The organism is Nocardia sp. NPDC003269, assembly GCF_042888005.1.
GTDB lineage: Bacteria > Actinomycetota > Actinomycetes > Mycobacteriales > Mycobacteriaceae > Nocardia.
In genome coordinates this window covers 819,946-836,158 of sequence record NZ_JBIAPA010000001.1, presented here as the reverse complement: position 1 = coordinate 836,158, position 16,213 = coordinate 819,946, and the positions used below count along the sequence as shown (strand labels likewise).

Annotated in this window: 12 protein-coding genes; 10 read left to right on the top strand and 2 right to left on the bottom strand. The window is 70.5% G+C overall.

From position 1 onward, the window contains the following. Positions 1-3 precede the first annotated feature (3 nt). Entirely contained in the window at positions 4-750 is a 747-nt protein-coding gene (locus ACFYWJ_RS03810) for an oxidoreductase (protein WP_355280896.1), read from the top strand. A gap of 424 nt (positions 751-1,174) precedes the next feature. On the opposite strand, the gene ACFYWJ_RS03805 is transcribed toward ACFYWJ_RS03810, so the two are convergent. Next, positions 1,175-1,969: an HAD-IB family hydrolase gene (locus tag ACFYWJ_RS03805; protein WP_355281017.1), complete on the bottom strand. Its 795-nt coding sequence runs from the start codon at positions 1,967-1,969 to the stop codon at positions 1,175-1,177. A gap of 414 nt (positions 1,970-2,383) precedes the next feature. Here ACFYWJ_RS03805 and ssd point away from each other — a divergent pair, with 414 nt between their 5' ends. From ssd to ACFYWJ_RS03770, 7 genes are all read left to right on the top strand, one after another. After that, on the top strand, positions 2,384-3,484 hold the full coding sequence (gene ssd / locus ACFYWJ_RS03800; protein WP_355280894.1) for a septum site-determining protein Ssd: 1,101 nt from the start codon (positions 2,384-2,386) through the stop codon (positions 3,482-3,484). Further along, positions 3,481-4,662, top strand: a complete 1,182-nt coding sequence (locus ACFYWJ_RS03795; RefSeq protein ID WP_355280892.1) for a TadA family conjugal transfer-associated ATPase — start codon at positions 3,481-3,483, stop codon at positions 4,660-4,662. The genes ssd and ACFYWJ_RS03795 overlap by 4 nt, the downstream gene beginning before the upstream one ends. 1,512 nt (positions 4,663-6,174) lie before the next feature. Further along, a complete protein-coding gene (locus ACFYWJ_RS03790; RefSeq protein ID WP_355280891.1) occupies positions 6,175-6,963 on the top strand; it encodes a type II secretion system F family protein in 789 nt (262 codons plus the stop codon). 890 nt (positions 6,964-7,853) lie between these two features. Further along, entirely contained in the window at positions 7,854-8,432 is a 579-nt protein-coding gene (locus ACFYWJ_RS03785) for a type II secretion system F family protein (RefSeq protein ID WP_355281016.1), read from the top strand. A 72-nt stretch (positions 8,433-8,504) separates the two neighbouring features. After that, entirely contained in the window at positions 8,505-8,714 is a 210-nt protein-coding gene (locus tag ACFYWJ_RS03780) for a DUF4244 domain-containing protein (RefSeq protein WP_355280889.1), read from the top strand. 41 nt (positions 8,715-8,755) lie between these two features. Beyond that, a complete protein-coding gene (locus tag ACFYWJ_RS03775) occupies positions 8,756-9,070 on the top strand; it encodes a TadE family type IV pilus minor pilin (RefSeq protein ID WP_355280888.1) in 315 nt (104 codons plus the stop codon). Continuing rightward, on the top strand, positions 9,067-9,444 hold the full coding sequence (locus tag ACFYWJ_RS03770; protein WP_355280887.1) for an Rv3654c family TadE-like protein: 378 nt from the start codon (positions 9,067-9,069) through the stop codon (positions 9,442-9,444). Before ACFYWJ_RS03775 ends, ACFYWJ_RS03770 begins: the two co-directional genes overlap by 4 nt. 299 nt (positions 9,445-9,743) lie before the next feature. Here ACFYWJ_RS03770 and ACFYWJ_RS03765 read toward each other — a convergent pair whose 3' ends face one another. Next, on the bottom strand, positions 9,744-12,134 hold the full coding sequence (locus tag ACFYWJ_RS03765) for a DEAD/DEAH box helicase (RefSeq protein WP_355280885.1): 2,391 nt from the start codon (positions 12,132-12,134) through the stop codon (positions 9,744-9,746). A gap of 434 nt (positions 12,135-12,568) precedes the next feature. Between ACFYWJ_RS03765 and ACFYWJ_RS03760 the strand changes: the two genes are divergently transcribed. Continuing rightward, positions 12,569-12,775, top strand: coding sequence for a cold-shock protein (locus tag ACFYWJ_RS03760; protein WP_019044597.1), 207 nt, complete (start codon positions 12,569-12,571; stop codon positions 12,773-12,775). A 312-nt stretch (positions 12,776-13,087) separates the two neighbouring features. Further along, on the top strand, positions 13,088-15,973 hold the full coding sequence (topA, locus tag ACFYWJ_RS03755) for a type I DNA topoisomerase (RefSeq protein WP_355281015.1): 2,886 nt from the start codon (positions 13,088-13,090) through the stop codon (positions 15,971-15,973). Positions 15,974-16,213: the final 240 nt, after the last annotated feature.

Sequence of the window (16,213 nt, the reverse complement as noted above, 5' to 3'; positions counted from 1 at the left end):
GCCGTGACTGATCCGCTGCAGCCCCTGGTCGACCTGCCCGGCGTGCGTGAAGCCGCCGACAAGGCCCGCGACGCGCTCGCCGCGGTGCATCGGCACAAGTCGAACCGGCGTGGCTGGGCCACGACCGCCGCCGAGGCGGCCGTGCGGGCCGCGCGGTCCTCGGCCGCCATCGAGGGCGCGAGCACCGACCTGCCCGCCGACGGCAAGGTCAGCGATCCGGTGCTGGCCGGCGCGCTGCGGGTCGGGCAGGCGCTCGACGGTGACGCGCTGACGAATCTGGTCGGCACCTGGCAGCGCGCGCCGCTGCAGGCGCTGGCCCGGCTGCACCTGCTCGCCGCCGCCGACCTGGTCGCCGATGAGCAGGAACTCGGCAGGCCGCGCTCGACTCCCGGCGTCGCCGAGCGGCTGGACCTGCTGGTGCAGACCGTCCAGGCGAGCAGGGCGCCCGCGCCCGTCCTCGCGGCGGTCGTGCACGGCGAGCTGTTGTCGCTGCGACCCTTCGGCAGCGCCGACGGTGTCGTCGCGCGGGCGGCGTCGCGCCTGGTCACGGTCTCGAGCGGGCTCGACCCGCGCAGCCTCGGCGTGCCGGAGGTGTTCTGGCTGCGGCGCCGCCAGGCCTACTTCGACGCGGCCGCCGGGTTCGGCATGGGCACCCCGGAGGGGGTCGGCGGCTGGGCGCTGTTCTGCGCGGGCGCGCTCGAAGACGGTGCCAGAGAGGCGAACTCGATCGCCGACGCCGCCGCGGGCTGAGACCCACCCCCGAACATCGAAACGGGCGGCGTGCCGATTACTCGGCCTCACCGCCCGCTAGCACGGACAACCCGGTTACCAAGCGTGCTCGGTGGGTTGTGTTCGGTGGCCTCGGCGATCATCCGAACCCCGCCGGTTCATCCCCGCAACCTGTGCGAGGCGTTCGCCGACGACTGCCCGAATTTCGCAGGCCCACAACTCTGCTGCCCTTGTCGCGGCGCGCTCCGCGTGGGTGCCTGGCGTCCGTGCTGGGAAGGGTGGGATGGGAGGCGAAACCTTCTCTTCCGGCTCCGTCTTGGCCTTCCGTCCTTCCGTGACTCCATTCTTACACTGTGATGGCACTCACAGCAAGCGTATCGATGGCATCACCGGATACGACTGTTTTCGGCGTGTCGCCGGGCGATTCGTGCTGGGGCGTCGCAGGTCAGCGACGTTTCCGCAGCAGTCGGTAACTGATCGCGCCGGCGATGATCGCGCTCACTCCGAGGGCCGCGGTGGCCGCCACGGTGGTGCTCGACGGCGCCTGGAAGCGCGACCACAGCGACACCGGATTGGAGAAGGTGAGCACCGGCCAGCCCCGGGCGACGGCCTCCTTGCGCAGCGCCCGGTCGGGGTTCACCGCCGTCGGGTGGCCGACCGCGCTCAGCATCGGCAGGTCGGTCACCGAATCGGAGTAGGCGTAGCACCGGGACAGGTCGTAACCCTCTGTCGCCGCCAGCTTTTCGATCGCGGCGACCTTGCCCTCGCCGTAGCAGTAGAACTCGATGTCGCCGGTGTACTTGCCGTCCTCGACGACCATCCTGGTCGCCTCGGTGTGCGAGGCGCCGAGCACCTCGGCTATCGGCGTGACGATCTCCTCGCCGGAGGCCGAGACGATCACCACGTCGTGTCCGCGGATCTTGTGATCGGCGATCAGATCGGCCGCCTCGGCGTAGATCAGTGGGTCGACCAGATCGTGAAGCGTTTCGGCCACAATCGATTTCACCTGCTCGACATCCCAGCCCGCGCACATGTTGGCGAGGTTTGCCCGCATTCGTTCCATCTGGTCGTGATCGGCACCGGAAAGCAGGAACAAAAAGTGCGCGTAGCTGCTCTCCAGCACGGCTCGGCGATTGAGCAAACCCTGTGCGTAGAACGGTTTGCTGAACACGAACGCGCTCGACTTCGCGATCACTGTTTTGTCGAGATCGAAGAAGGCGGCGACGCGTCCGCCCGGCACCGGCGCTCGGCCCGAAGGGGCGAGTCTTGTGTCCGGAAGCGGAGTCTGGTCGCGTTCGGCCGTCACGACAACAGAATAGGCACGCCGCGCGCGGCGCGCAGGAACCGCCCTTCCGGGGCCCGTCGAGAGTTTGCCCCGGGGACGCCGGAGGCTGCGAATCGCCGAAAGATGGTGGCGAACGCTACTTGCGCCTGCGCCGGGGGATAGGTGTAGTATTGCTGGCACCTGGACATGGTCCAGGCGCGTTCAGCCCGACCCCCCGGGGCTGAACCCGACGGCCCCAGCCTCCTCCCCCCCGGCTGGGGCCGTCCTCTATTTCCGGGTAGGTCGAATAAGTTCTCCACACCCCCGAGTTATCCACAATCGCGCTCTGACCGCTGTTGGGAAATTCCGCGCTCGGCCACGCTGAGCTGCATGAACCTCCTCGCCGCACCCTCCGCCACCGGACTCGCCCCCGCCCTGGTGCTCGTGCGCGATCCCCGGTTGCGCGCCGAAGTGCGCCGGGTCGCGGCGGCCGCCGAACGCGTCACCGACGAACGCGGCCTGCCCGTCGGGCGGCACGCGTGGTCGGGGGCGGGGCTGGTGATCCTCGACACCGCCGCCGCCACCGCGGCCGCCGCGGCGGGGTACCCGCGACGGCCGGGGATCGTCCTCGTCACCGAGGGCGAACCCGCGGTACCCGACTGGCAGGCCGCCACCGCGGTCGGCGCGGAGCGGGTCGTCGCGCTGCCCTCGGGCGCGGTCGCGCTGGTCGAGCAGTTCGCCGAGCACGCCGAGTCGAGAACCGGGGAAGGCGCGGTCGTCGCGGTCGCCGGGGCCGGCGGCGGCGCGGGTGCGTCGACGCTCGCGGCCGCCATCGCCCTGCGCGCCGCGGCGCGGAAGTTACGGCCGGACACGGTGCTGATCGACGGCGCTCCACTCGACGGCGGCATCGACCTGGTGCTGGGGATGGAGAACGTCGCGGGCTTGCGCTGGCCGGATCTGGTCATCGAGGACGGCCGGGTCTCCGCGGCCGCGCTGCACAGCGCGCTGCCTGCCGCGACCGCCGGGCTGGCGGTGCTGTCGTGCGGGCGGCACGGTGCCGGGCGGCCACCGACCGAGCTCACCCCGGCCGCCGTGCGCGCGGTGATCGAATCCGGCAGGGCAGCAGGGGATCTGGTCGTCTGCGATGTGTCCGGCGAGCGAGGCCCGGCGGCGGACACGATGGTCGATGCCGCCGATCTGGTGGTTCTCGTCGTCCCCGCACGGCTGCGCGCTGTCGCCGCCGCCGAAGTGGTGGCGGCCTACCTGGGCGCGCGAAATCCCAATCGGGGCTTGGTCGTTCGTGGGCCGGCGCCGGGTGGACTGCGTGGCGCCGAAGTCGCCGAGGTGCTCGGCCTGCCGCTGCTGGCCGCGGTGCGCGGGCAGGCGGGCCTTGCCGCGCGCTTGGAACGGGGTGGGCTCAGTGTGCGCAGGCGCGGTCCACTGCGCGACGCGGCCGATGCCGTGCTGTCGATGGTGGGTGCGGCGCGATGACCACCTTCGTCACCGTCGAGCTGCTCGAGCGGGTGCGCGAACGGCTCGCCGAGCACCCGGGTGTCCCCGACGCGGCGCAGCTGGCCGCCGCGATCCGTGCCGAGGCGGGCGGCGTGCTCGCCGACACCGACCTGCTGCGGGCGCTGCGCCTGCTGCAGACCGAGATGACCGGGGCGGGCCTGCTCGAGCCGCTGCTGCACGATCCCCGGGTCGCCGATGTGCTCGTCACCGGACCCGACTCGGTGTGGATCGACCGTGGTCACGGACTCGAGCGAACCGATGTCCAGTTCGCCGACGAGGCCGCGGTCCGCCGTCTCGCCCAGCGCCTCGCCCTCGCCGCGGGCCGCAGGCTCGACGACGCGCAACCCTGGGTCGACGGCAAGCTCACCGGCACCGAGGCGACCCTCGGCGACGCGTTCGGGGTCCGCCTGCACGCCGTGCTCGCACCCGTCGCGCACGACGGCACGTGCCTGTCCCTGCGCGTCCTGCGTCCCGCCACCCAGGGACTGCGCGCCCTGTCCGCCGCCGGCTCGGTGCCACCGGCCGCGCTCCAGCTGCTCACCGACATCGTTCGCGCCCGGCTGGCCTTCCTCGTCGTCGGCGGTACCGGCGCGGGCAAGACCACCCTCCTCTCCGCACTCCTGGCCGCGGTCGATCCGGCCGAGCGGATCATCTGCGTCGAGGACGCCGCCGAGCTGGCACCCGTCCATCCTCACGTGGTGCGGTTGGTCGCCCGCACCGCCAATGTCGAGGGCGTCGGCGCGGTGACGGTGCGCGACCTGGTCCGCCAGTCGCTGCGCATGCGCCCCGACCGCATCGTCGTCGGTGAGGTGCGCGGCGCCGAGGTCGTCGACCTGCTCACCGCCCTCAACACCGGCCACGACGGCGGCGCGGGCACCGTCCACGCCAACTCGCCGCAGGAAGTCCCCGCCCGCCTGGAAGCGCTCGCCGCCCTAGGCGGCATGGACCGCGCGGCCCTGCACAGCCAGCTCGCCGCCGCCGTCCAGGTCATCCTGCACGTTCACCGCCGCGCCGACGGCACCCGCGGCCTCCGCGAAATCGGTGTCCTCGAACGAGCAGGCACCGGCATCCGCATCACCCCCGCCTGGCGCTCCGACGACGCCCCCACCCCCGCCGCCGCCGAACTCGCCCGCCTGATCGAGGGGAGACTCGGATGAGAACCACGGGCGCAGGGGCCTGGCCGGTCCGCCGCAACGGCGGTTCTTCGCACGCAAGTGGCTCGGGATCGGCTCGCAGTCAGCGGGAGTGTGCGTCCGATGGTGCGCGGGCCGACGGTCGGCCGGTTCGTGAGAAGGGTCCGTTCCCGCAGGTCGGCGCTGATTCGGGCCGGGATCGTGGTGGTGCGTTGATGCCGAGTACCGGTGTCGGCATGTGGCCGGTCCGCATCGATGCGGGGTCTTCGTGGGAAGTGGACCGAAGCTCGGTGACCAGCGACCAGGGTGATGAGTCTGCTGCCGTGCGGTCCGGGATTCGGCCGGTCTGCGAGAACGACGCGCGTCTGAATATCGATGAACCTCCTGCTCAGGACTGTGATCCTGAGCAGGAGGGCGGCGGGCCCGAGACGTCGAATGGGAGTGCCTGCTTGTGGACGATCTGCGACAACACTGCGATCGCGCATGTCAACGATCGGGTTGCGCTGCGTACCAGCGCGATTGGTGAACCCGCTGGCACGAGCACCGACGGTCGGTCGGATCGCGAGGGGGACGTATCGCCGATGACCGGTGGTGCGTCGCACGGTTCGGGTGCCGGGGCGAGCCTGGTCTCGACGCGAACCCGAAGGGGCAGCGGGACTGCCTGTACGGGCGCCGGCGTGTGGCCGGTCCGCGAGATCGACGCATTCCCGCAGGTCGGAGGTCATCACTTCCGGGATCGGGATCGGGATCGGGATCGCGGCGGTGCCTGGTCTCGCCGTGAGCCTGGATTGTCGGCTACGACTACGGGCGTGTGGCCGATTCGTACCGATACCGCCTTCGCGGTGGATGGCAAGCGAAGTCGGGTGCGGGCCAGGAAGGGGCGGGCTAGTGGCGCAGGCGGTACACATCGGTCGAGGCGATCGGTTCACCTGAGCGGTGCGGTGACGCTTGGGGTGCGGACGTTGAGAGTGTCTCTGCAGGAATTGTTTTCGAGTCGCGGGCGACAGGGCGGCGGGGAATCCGCTGTCGGGGTACCCGTCGATGATGCGTGCGCGCCGCCGGCGGTGCCGAGCGTAGAACCGTGTGCCACGCCGTTGGCTCGGGCAATGCGATCAGACCCAGGTGATACGCCGCGGCGGTATCGCACCGCGGCGCACACGTTCCCCGTCGCTGCGGACTCGCGCTCTCGCAACCGCGGGCGCCGCTGCGTCGGCCTCCGAGCCCTTCGTGGCGCAGGGGCGAGGTCGCCGATCGAAGCTGGACCGGATCCCTTAGGGGAGTTGGCTTTCGATGTCGCGTTCGCGGTGGCGGAAGCGGTGCGGTCCGGCGGGCCTGCGCCGGGGAGGCTCCCGGCGCGGACAACCCCACTCGCTCCGCCCCCGACCGGGATGCTTGCCGGTTCGGCTGGTTCGGCCGAGCTGCTGTCGACGACCGGACCCCTGCCCGTGGCGTTGCGCGATTCACCGCCCTCGTCGGCGGGAGAGGTGACTTCGGTACCGGACGAGGAATCGACGACAGAACGGCACGGAGGTGGCGATGGCGGTCGGACTGCTCTGTTGCGCGGTGGCGGTGCTGCTGCTTCCCGCCGCGGGCGATCGACGGCGTTTTCAACGATTGTTCGGTGCGGGCGGGACGCGCGCGATACGACGGATACCGGTGGCGTTGGGTGCGGGAATCGGCCTGGGGTGCACGGCATTCGCGCTGGGGATCGGGACGGGGCTGGCGGTGCTCATGGTGGGCGTCACCGTCGCGGTGCGGAATCGGCGCGGTCATGGTGAGCGTGTGCGCCGGACGGAGTGCGGTCATCTCCTGGCCGGTCTCGAGGCGGTCGTCGGTGAACTGCGGGTCGGCGCGCATCCGAGCGCTGCCGCCGAAGCCGCGGCCGCGGAGTCCCGCGGGGAAGCGGCCCGGGTGCTCGCGATCAGCGCGGGCCGCAGCAGGCTCGGCGGTTCCGGGGCCGACGGCTGGCTGCACCCGGAGTCGCCGGTCGCCGAGGAACTGTCGCGGGTCGCCACCGCCTGGCGGGTCGCCGAAGAACACGGCCTCGCCCTGGCGGAACTGCTGTCCGCCGCCAGGACCGACCTGCTCGGCCGCATCCGCTTCCGCGACCGCACCGAAGCCGCCCTCGCCGGCGCCCGCGCCTCCGCCACGGTCCTCGCCGGCCTACCCCTGGTCGGCATCGGCCTCGGCCAGCTCATGGGCGCCGCACCACTGTCGGTGCTCTTCGGTTCCGCCGCAGGCGAACTGCTCCTGCCACTAGGCGCAGGCCTGGCCTGCTGTGGATTGCTGTGGACAGATGCCATCACCCGCCGAGGAACAGCGTGATGCCCCTGGCCCGGGCTCCCGGTCAGACGTATCGACGCAGGCCCCACTTCGCGAGAGGTCGCGATGTCAGGAGGAGGACAGGCGACGATCAGCAACCACGGTGACCTGGTCCCGGCTCCCAGCCTCCGGCGCTATCGCTGACGCCGCGCCCTGGTGTGCGAGCCGGGTGCGCGTGAGCGAGGTGCGTGAGCCGGGTACTCGCGTAGGCCAAGTGCGCGTGAGTGAGGTGCGTGGGCCAGGTGCGCGTGAGCGAGGCGGGTAGGCCGGGTGCGCGTGAGTGAGATGCGTGGGCCGGGTGCGTGCGTGGGCCGGGTGCGCTTGAGCCGGGTGCTTGCGTAGGCCAAGTGCGTGTGAGCGAGGTGCGTGGGCCAGGTGCGCGTGAGCGAGGCGCGCGTGGGCCGGGTGCGTGGGCCGGGTGCGTGCGTAGGTCGGGTGCGCGTGAGCGAGGCGGGTAGGCCGGGTGCGCGTGAGTGAGGCGCGTGGGCCGGGTGCGTGCGTGGGCCGGGTGCGTGGGCTGGGTGCGCGTGGGCTGGGTGCGCGTGAGCGGGGTGCGTGGGCTGGGTGCGCGTGAGCGGGGTGCGTGGGCTGGGTGCGCGTGAGCGAGGTGCTTGGGCGGAAGACCGGCGATCACCAGGTGACCAGGCGATCCGGGACTACAGCGGGCGTCTTCTAGCTCCGGCGCGCGGGACTTGCCCGCACCGACCACTGGTGTGCCGCAGGCGTGTTGAGCGCCGCGTCCGCGCTTTCGACCGTCTCCGCCCTCGCGTAATGCGTTGACGGAAAGAGGGTTCGGAGTGCTCGGCCCTGGGTTGGTTCGGAACATCGAGGGGAGGACTGCTGTGCACTACTTGGAAGGGCCGCCACCGCCTGCCGCGCTGCTGGTGGCCGCGATGGCGGTGGCCTTGCTGCCGGCGCGGGTGGCGGTCAGTCGGCGGGTGCGGGCGCTCGGGTCTGCACCGGCGGAGGTGCCGGAGGTGGGTCGGGGGAAGGCGAAAGTGGATCCGCTGGGGTCGGCGTCGGCATTCGATCTGCTGGCGGCGTGTCTGCGGGCGGGATTGCCGATGGCCGCGGCCGCGCGGGCCAGTGCGGGGACGGCGCCGCCGGTGTTGCGGGCCGCGCTGCTCCGAGCGGCCGATCTGCTGGCGCTCGGTGCGGATGCGGCGACGGCCTGGGAGCGAGCTGCGGCGGACGCGGCCGGGTCGGCCGGTGCGGACGAGGTGGAATCACTCGCGAGGTTGGCGCGGCGCTCCGCGCGCTCCGGTTCCTCGCTGGCGGCTGCCGTCGGTGAACTGGCGGACCAGCGGCGTGAGGCGGTGGAGGACGCCGCGGTCGCGCGGGCGGAGCGGGCGGGCGTGCTGATCGGTGGGCCGCTCGGGCTGTGCTTCCTGCCCGCCTTCGTCTGCCTCGGCATCGTTCCCGTCGTGATCGGCCTGGCGGACCGGGTCCTCGGCGATGGCGGCCTGCTGTGACCGGCCTCGCCGAGGCCGGCGAAACGTCACCACGCGGATCGGCCGGGTGGTGTGGAAGGAGAGGGGATCACGATGACGTTCGTACGCGCCGTATATATAGGAGCGCGGGCACGGATCATGCGCCTGCTGATCGACGACGACGGCATGTCCACCGCGGAGTACGCGATCGGCACCATCGCGGCGGCCGCGTTCGGTGCGGTGCTCTACGGGGTGGTGACGGGGGACAGCATCGTCAACGCGTTGACCCAGATCATCGACAAGGCGCTCAACACGAGTGTGTAAATCGTTGCGGCACAGGTAGTCTCAGTGATGACGCGGGTGCGGTGACGGTCGAGGCCGCCATCGCCCTCGCCGCGCTGGTGTCGGCGGTGGTGCTGTGCGTCGGAGCTCTGCTGGCCGCGTCGACCCAGGTGCGTTGTGTCGACGCGGCCCGCGAGGCGGCGAGATTGACTGCCCGTGGCGACGCGACGAACGCTGTCGCGGCGGCTCGGACGGTCGCACCGCCCGGGGCGACGGTCGAGATCCGCCATGAGGGCGACCGTGTGGTGGCGGTCGTCGGCGCGGGCACCACACTCCTTCCCGGTCTGCGATTGCGCGCGGAGGCGGTCGCGGTCACCGAGCCGGGAGCCGGTCGATGACCGGGGCGCGAGCGCGGTGGCTCGCCGGGGATGCCGGCGGGGCGACGGTGTTCGCGTGCGTGGCGCTCGCCGGGCTGATCGCGCTGACCCTGGTGATCGGTCAGGTCGGTGTGGTGGTGGTCGCCCGGCATCGGGCGCAGGCGGCGGCCGACCTCGGTGCGCTGGGTGCGGCGAGTGTGCTGGCCGAGGGCGCCGAGGCGGCGTGTGCCGAGGCCGCTGAGGTCGGCCGACGGATGGGTGCGCGGGTGGCGCGGTGTGTGGTCGAGCAGTGGGATGTGGTGGTCGTGGTGGAAGCGAATGCGACATTCGGAGTGTTCGGCGTGCACGTGATCGCGGCCGCCGCGCGGGCGGGTCCGGTGGATGAGAGTGTGTGACACGGAAGTGTTATCACTGGTCGGTGGTTGTTCCGCACCGAACTAATCCGTAATTCCGTCGAGGGCTATTCCCGGAATTCCATGCACATTCTTTTATGAGGAGAGAACTAAACGAAAATAATGATGTGGCCTACTCGCGGGCGCCCGTCGGCAATGCGTCAGTTAACAGAAGAGTCGTCCTTTTTATTCGGAGGCGACCGACCCGGGGTGGCGTCGCCGCTGGTCAACGGAAAAATGGTCGAGCGACCAGCATTCTCGCAGTGGGGTGTAGCGCCGGTCACGCCGCCGGCGTGTCGGTATTACGAATCCGCTGTCGTGCCGGGGTGTGCCCGCAACTCGCCCAGCACGGCCACCAGGAGCCGTTCCGCCGCGTCCTTGTCCAGCGGGTTGTTCCCGTTGCCGCACTTGGGTGACTGCACGCACGACGGGCACCCGTCCTGGCAGCCGCAGCTGCGGATGACGCTGAGCGTGGCGGCCAACCAGGCGTCCAGCTGGGCGAATCCTCGCTCGGCGAAGCCCGCGCCGCCGGGTTGCCCGTCGTAGACGAACACGGTCGGTGCGCCGGTGTCGGGATGCTCGGCGATCGAGACCCCGCCGATGTCCCAGCGGTCGCAGCCGGCAACCAGCGGCAGCATGCCGATCGCGGCGTGCTCGGCGGCGTGGAGCGCCCCGGGGAGCTCGTCGTCGGTGATTCCGGCGGCGGCGAGCAGCGTGGGCGTGACGGTATAGAGGACGGCCTTGGTGTGCAGGGTCTGGGCGGGAAGATCGAGCTCGACCTGGTCGAGCACCTCGCCGGTGACCAGCGTGCGGAGGTAGCCGACGACCTGATGGGTGACCGCGACCTGCGCGGATGCGGTGGTGACGGCACCGAACACGCGCTCTTCGGCCATCGCTTCGATGGTGATCGAGGTGACCTGCCGTGCGCTGGTGGTGAAGCCGGGGTCCACCTCGTTGACGAAGGCGACGCCGCCGTCGAGGTCGAGTTCGTCGACCAGGTAGGTCTCGCCCTGGTGCAGGTGGACGGCGCCGTTGTGCAGCGTGGCGGGCGCCCGGCCCGCGTCGGCGGTGCCGAGCAGACGCCCGGATTCGGCGTCGACGATGGCCACCGGCGTGCCGAGGCCACCGCGCACATCCACCGCGTCGTGTGGATGGGTGTGTGCGGTGACGTGCCACCGGCCCGGTGCGCCGCGGGGGCCGGGGCGATGCCGGATCAAGCCCTCGCCGGCCAGGTCGGCGAGCACGGCGTCGGCCCTGAGCTCGGTCACCTCGGCGTCGGTGAGCGGCAGTTCCATGGCCGCGCACAGCAGTTGGGGTCCGAGGACGTAGGGGTTGTACGGGTCGGTGATGGTGGCCTCGATCGGCCGGGCGAGCAGGGCGTCCGGATGGTGGACGAGGTAGGTGTCGAGCGGATCGTCGGTGGCGACCAGCACGACGAGCGAGCCCTGCAGTCGCCTGCCCGCGCGCCCCGCCTGCTGCCAGAACGAGGCGACGGTGCCGGGAAAACCCGCGATGACCACGGCGTCCAGACCGGCAATATCGACACCGAGCTCGAGCGCGTTGGTGCTGGCCGCGCCGAGCAGCGTGCCCTCCGAGAGCGATCGTTCCAGCTCCCTGCGATCCTCGGCCAGATAGCCAGCGCGATAGGCCGCGACCCGTTCCTGCAGTTCAGGAGCTCGTTCGGCGAGGACACGCCGGGCGTCGAGCGCGATCAGCTCGGCGCCCCGGCGCGAGCGGACGAAGGTGAGCGTCCTCGCGCCCTCGGCCACCAGGCTCGCCATGATCTTGGCGGCCTCGCCGGTCGCGGTCCGGCGCACGGGTGCGCCGTTCTCGCCGGTCACGGCTGTGCTCAACGGCGGCTCCCAGAGCGCGACGGTTCTGGCACCGTGCGGCGAGGCGTCCTCGGTGATGGCGGTGACCGGCGCCCCGATCAGCCTGCTCGCCGACGCGCCGGGGTCGGCGCTGGTGGCCGAGCACAGGATGAACACCGGGTCGGCACCGTAGAACGCGGCGAGCCGGCGCAGCCTGCGCAGCACCAGGGCGACGTGCGAACCGAACACGCCCCGGTAGGAGTGGCATTCGTCGACCACCACATAGCGAAGATTGCGCAGCACGCGCGCCCAGCGCTGATGCGAACGCAGCAGCCCGACGTGCAGCATGTCGGGATTGGTGAAGATCCACCGGGCATTGGCCCGGACCCACTGCCTGATCTCGGCGGGTGTGTCGCCGTCGTAGCTCGCCGGATGGGCCTCACGCAGGGGATTGTCGTGGATCAGCGCACCGACCGCGCGCAGCTGATCGGCGCCGAGCGCCTTGGTGGGGGACAGGTACAGCGCGGTCGCGCGCGGGTCGTCGTGCAGCGCGGTGAGTACCGGCAGGAGATAGCCGAGAGATTTCCCGGAGGCGGTCCCGGTGCTGACGACGACGTGCTTTCCGGCCGCCGCCAGCTCGGCGGTCCGGGTCTGGTGGTCCCACGGGCGCTCGATCCCGGCCGCGTCCAACGCTGTGACCAGCGCGGATGGCACCCAGTCCGGCCAATCGGTGGTGCGCGCGGGCCGGGCGGGCAGCTCGGCGACATGGGTCAGCGGGTTGCCGCCGGACGCCGCCTCGACCAGGACACGATTCAGCAACGATCGCCCGTAGCTCTCGCCGATAGCTGTCGGCTGGACCTCGGTCCGCTCTGCCGGATTCATCCCATAGCCCTCTCGCGCCACGCCGGAAGTGTGAAACGTGTGTGTGCGGCGAGCGCTACCTGCGATTTCGTAACCCAATAGCGACCTGGGTCACAGCAGGTTTGCTGGAAGCTCACCCGGTTATCGTGAAGCAAACAGACTGGAAGTACGGATTCACCCAATCTCTCCCTCACCTGCGCATTCGCAAGATCAAGAATTTTGCAAATTGTCGGTAACTCGACTGTTGAATTGCTCGTGGACATGGTTCACTGGGTCTCGGTCGCAAGCTTCTGTGTTCGAGGGACGGATCGAAAGTCCAAACCATCAGCAGGATCGATGTTGCGAACGCCGTGCTCAGGCTTTCCTTGCAGGGGGACCAACAGTACAGCGGTCGGAACGGACCCGGTGGACGAACCCAGTTGTCCGCCGTTCCGGTAAGAAAGAGAAGGAACAGAATGGCACAGGGAACTGTGAAGTGGTTCAACGCGGAGAAGGGGTTCGGCTTCATCGCGCCCGAGGACGGCTCCGCTGACGTCTTCGTCCACTACTCGGAGATCCAGGGCACGGGCTTCCGTACCCTCGAGGAGAACCAGAAGGTCGAGTTCGAGGTCGGCCAGGGCACCAAGGGCCCGCAGGCCACCGGCGTTCGCGCGCTCTCCTGAGCTGCGAATCGAATCAACGCCCGTCCCCCACCTCCTGTGCGGAGGTGGGGGACGAGCCATTTCAGGGGTAAGGTCGCCCAGAAGTTCTCCAGGCCGAGGAGGCCGGAAACCCGCGGCGCCAGCCGCCGTGGACGCAGCTACCCAAGTGCGCAAGGTATAAACGTCACTGGTGGCGATGTCCGAACGTCGCGCCGTCTGCCCCAGCCGCGCACCGAGCGGACCTCCCGACGCGCGGATATAGAAGGAAGGTGTTCGCCGGTGGCAACACGAGACCGCAGTTCAGCCGACCAGGGGCGTCCCCTGCGTCGTCTCGTGATCGTCGAGTCCCCGACGAAGGCCCGCAAGATCGCGCCTTACCTGGGTCGCAACTACACGGTCGAGGCTTCGGTGGGCCACATCCGTGACTTGCCGCGCGGCGCGGCCGACGTGCCCGCCAAATACAAGGGGCAGTCCTGGGCGCGCCTCGGCGTCGACGTCGATCACGACTTCGAGCCGATCTATGTCGTCAGCCCGGACAAGAAGGCCAAGGTCTCCGAGCTCAAGAGCCTGCTGGCCGACGCCGACGAGCTCTACCTCGCCACCGACCCCGACCGCGAGGGCGAGGCGATCGCCTGGCACCTGCTCGAGACGCTCAAGCCGAAGGTCCCGGTCCGCCGGATGGTCTTCCACGAGATCACCGAGCCGGCCATCCTCGCGGCCGCCGCCGATACCCGCGAACTCGACAACGACCTGGTCGACGCGCAGGAAACCCGCCGCATCCTGGACCGCCTCTACGGCTACGAAGTCAGTCCGGTGCTGTGGAAGAAGGTCATGCCGCGCCTGTCAGCGGGTCGCGTGCAGTCCGTCGCCACCCGCGTCATCGTGCAGCGTGAGCGGGAGCGCATGGCGTTCCGCTCCGCCGAGTACTGGGATATCGCCGCCAAGCTCGACGCGGGCGTCGACGAGAACTCCGATTCGACCAATCCGCGGACCTTCGGCGCGCGGCTGGTCCAGGTCGAGGGCGACCGGGTCGCCTCCGGTCGCGACTTCGGCTCCGATGGTCAGCTCAAGTCGGCCTCCGGCGTGGTCGTGCTGGACGAGGCGTACGCGCGTCGGCTGGCCGAGGCGCTCGACGGGGCCGACCTGGTGGTCTCCTCCGCCGAGGCCAAGCCGTACTCGCGCAAGCCGTACCCGCCGTTCATGACCTCGACGCTGCAGCAGGAAGCGGGGCGCAAGCTGCGCTTCACCTCCGAGCGCACGATGCGGGTGGCGCAGCGGCTGTACGAGAACGGCTACATCACCTACATGCGAACCGACTCGACCACGCTGTCGGAGTCGGCCATCGCCGCCGCGCGGTCGCAGGCCACCCAGCTCTACGGCGCGGAATACGTCTCGCCGACGCCGCGCCAGTACACCCGCAAGGTCAAGAACGCGCAGGAAGCGCACGAGGCGATCCGCCCGTCCGGCGACACGTTCATGACCCCGGGCCAGCTGGCCGCCAAGGTCGACCAGGACGAGTTCCGGCTCTACGAGCTGATCTGGCAGCGCACCGTCGCCTCACAGATGGCCGACGCGCGCGGCACCACGCTGACCCTGCGCATCACCGGCACCGCCCGGACCGGCGAGGAGTGCGTGTTCTCCTCCTCGGGTCGCACGATCACCTTCCCCGGCTTCCTCAAGGCCTACGTCGAGAGTGTGGACGAGGAAGCGGGCGGCCAGTCCGACGACGCCGAATCCCGTTTGCCCGCACTGGAAGAGGGCCAGGGCGTCACCGCCGTCGAGCTCACCCCGGACGGCCACAGCACCAATCCGCCCGCGCGCTACACCGAAGCGTCGCTGATCAAGACGCTCGAAGAGCTCGGCATCGGCCGCCCGTCGACGTACTCCTCGATCATCAAGACGATCCTCGATCGCGGCTATGTCTACAAGCGCGGCAGCGCGCTGGTGCCGTCGTGGGTGGCGTTCGCGGTGGTCGGCCTGCTGGAGGCGTACTTCGGACGACTGGTCGACTTCGACTTCACCGCCGCGATGGAGGACGACCTCGACGCGATCGCCGGTGGCCGCGAACAGCGCGGAAACTGGTTGTCCAGCTTCTACTTCGGTGGCGATCACGGCGCCGAGGGATCGGTGGCGCGCTCGGGCGGCCTGAAGAAGATGGTCGGCGAGCAACTCGACGACATCGACGCCCGCGAAGTGAACTCGATCAAGATGTTCGTCGACGAGGAGGGCCGCGATGTCGTGGTCCGCGTCGGCCGGTTCGGTCCGTACCTGGAGCGGATGGTCGTCAATCCCGATGACCCGGACGGCGATCCGGTGTCGCAGCGGGCGAACCTGCCCGACGATCTGCCGCCGGACGAGCTGACGCCCGAGGTCGCCGAGAAGCTGTTCTCGACGCCGCAGGAGGGCCGTTCGCTCGGCGTCGACCCGGTGTCGGGGCACGAGATCGTCGCCAAGGAGGGCCGTTTCGGCCCGTACGTCACCGAGATCCTGCCCGAGCCGCCCGCGCCGGACCCGGCCGCGACGCCGGCGAAGAAGACCACCAAGAAGGCGGCCGAGGTCAAGCCGCGCACCGGCTCGCTGTTCAAGTCGATGGATCTGGCGACGATCACCCTCGACGACGCGCTCAAGCTGCTCTCGCTGCCCCGCGTGGTCGGCAACGACCCGGCCTCGGGCGAGGAGATCACCGCGCAGAACGGCCGGTACGGGCCCTACCTGAAGAAGGGCACCGATTCGCGGTCGCTGGCGACCGAGGACCAGCTGTTCTCCGTCACCCTCGACGAGGCGCTGAAGCTCTACGCCGAGCCGAAGCGGCGCGGTCGGCAGGCGGCGAGCGCTGCCCCGCTGCGCGAACTGGGCAACGACTCGGCGACGAACAAGCCGATGGTGATCAAGGACGGCCGGTTCGGCCCGTACGTCACCGACGGCGAGACCAATGCCAGCCTGCGCAAGGGCGACGAGGTCGAGTCGATCACCGACGAGCGCGCGTCCGAGCTGCTCGCCGATCGCCGGGCCCGCGGTCCGGTGAAGAAGGCGGCCAAGAAGACGACCGCGAAGAAGGCGGCCAAGAAGGCGCCTGCCAAGAAGACGGCGGCCAAGTCGACCGCGACGAAGACGGCGACGAAGACGGTCGCCAAGAAGACCGCGGCGAAGAAGACCGCGGCCAAGAAGGCTCCGGCGAAGAAGGCGGCGGCGAAAACCGCTGGTACCGAAGCGGACTGACACCGAGCGGTGCGGGGCGGCACTCAGCCGGCGGAGGCTGGTCGATTCGCTGCCGCCCGGTGCGCGTCGGTCGTACAGCCGCTTGCCCTCTGTACGGCAGTGATGGATTGCGGCGCCAGAGGCTCACGACTGGGTGACGATGCGGCGGCGCCGCCGGCAGTCCTGGTGCCGAATCCGCGTGTCCGGCTGCGGGCGGTCCGGCCGTTCGGATCGGTGTCGGACCGCGCGGCTAGGGTGTAG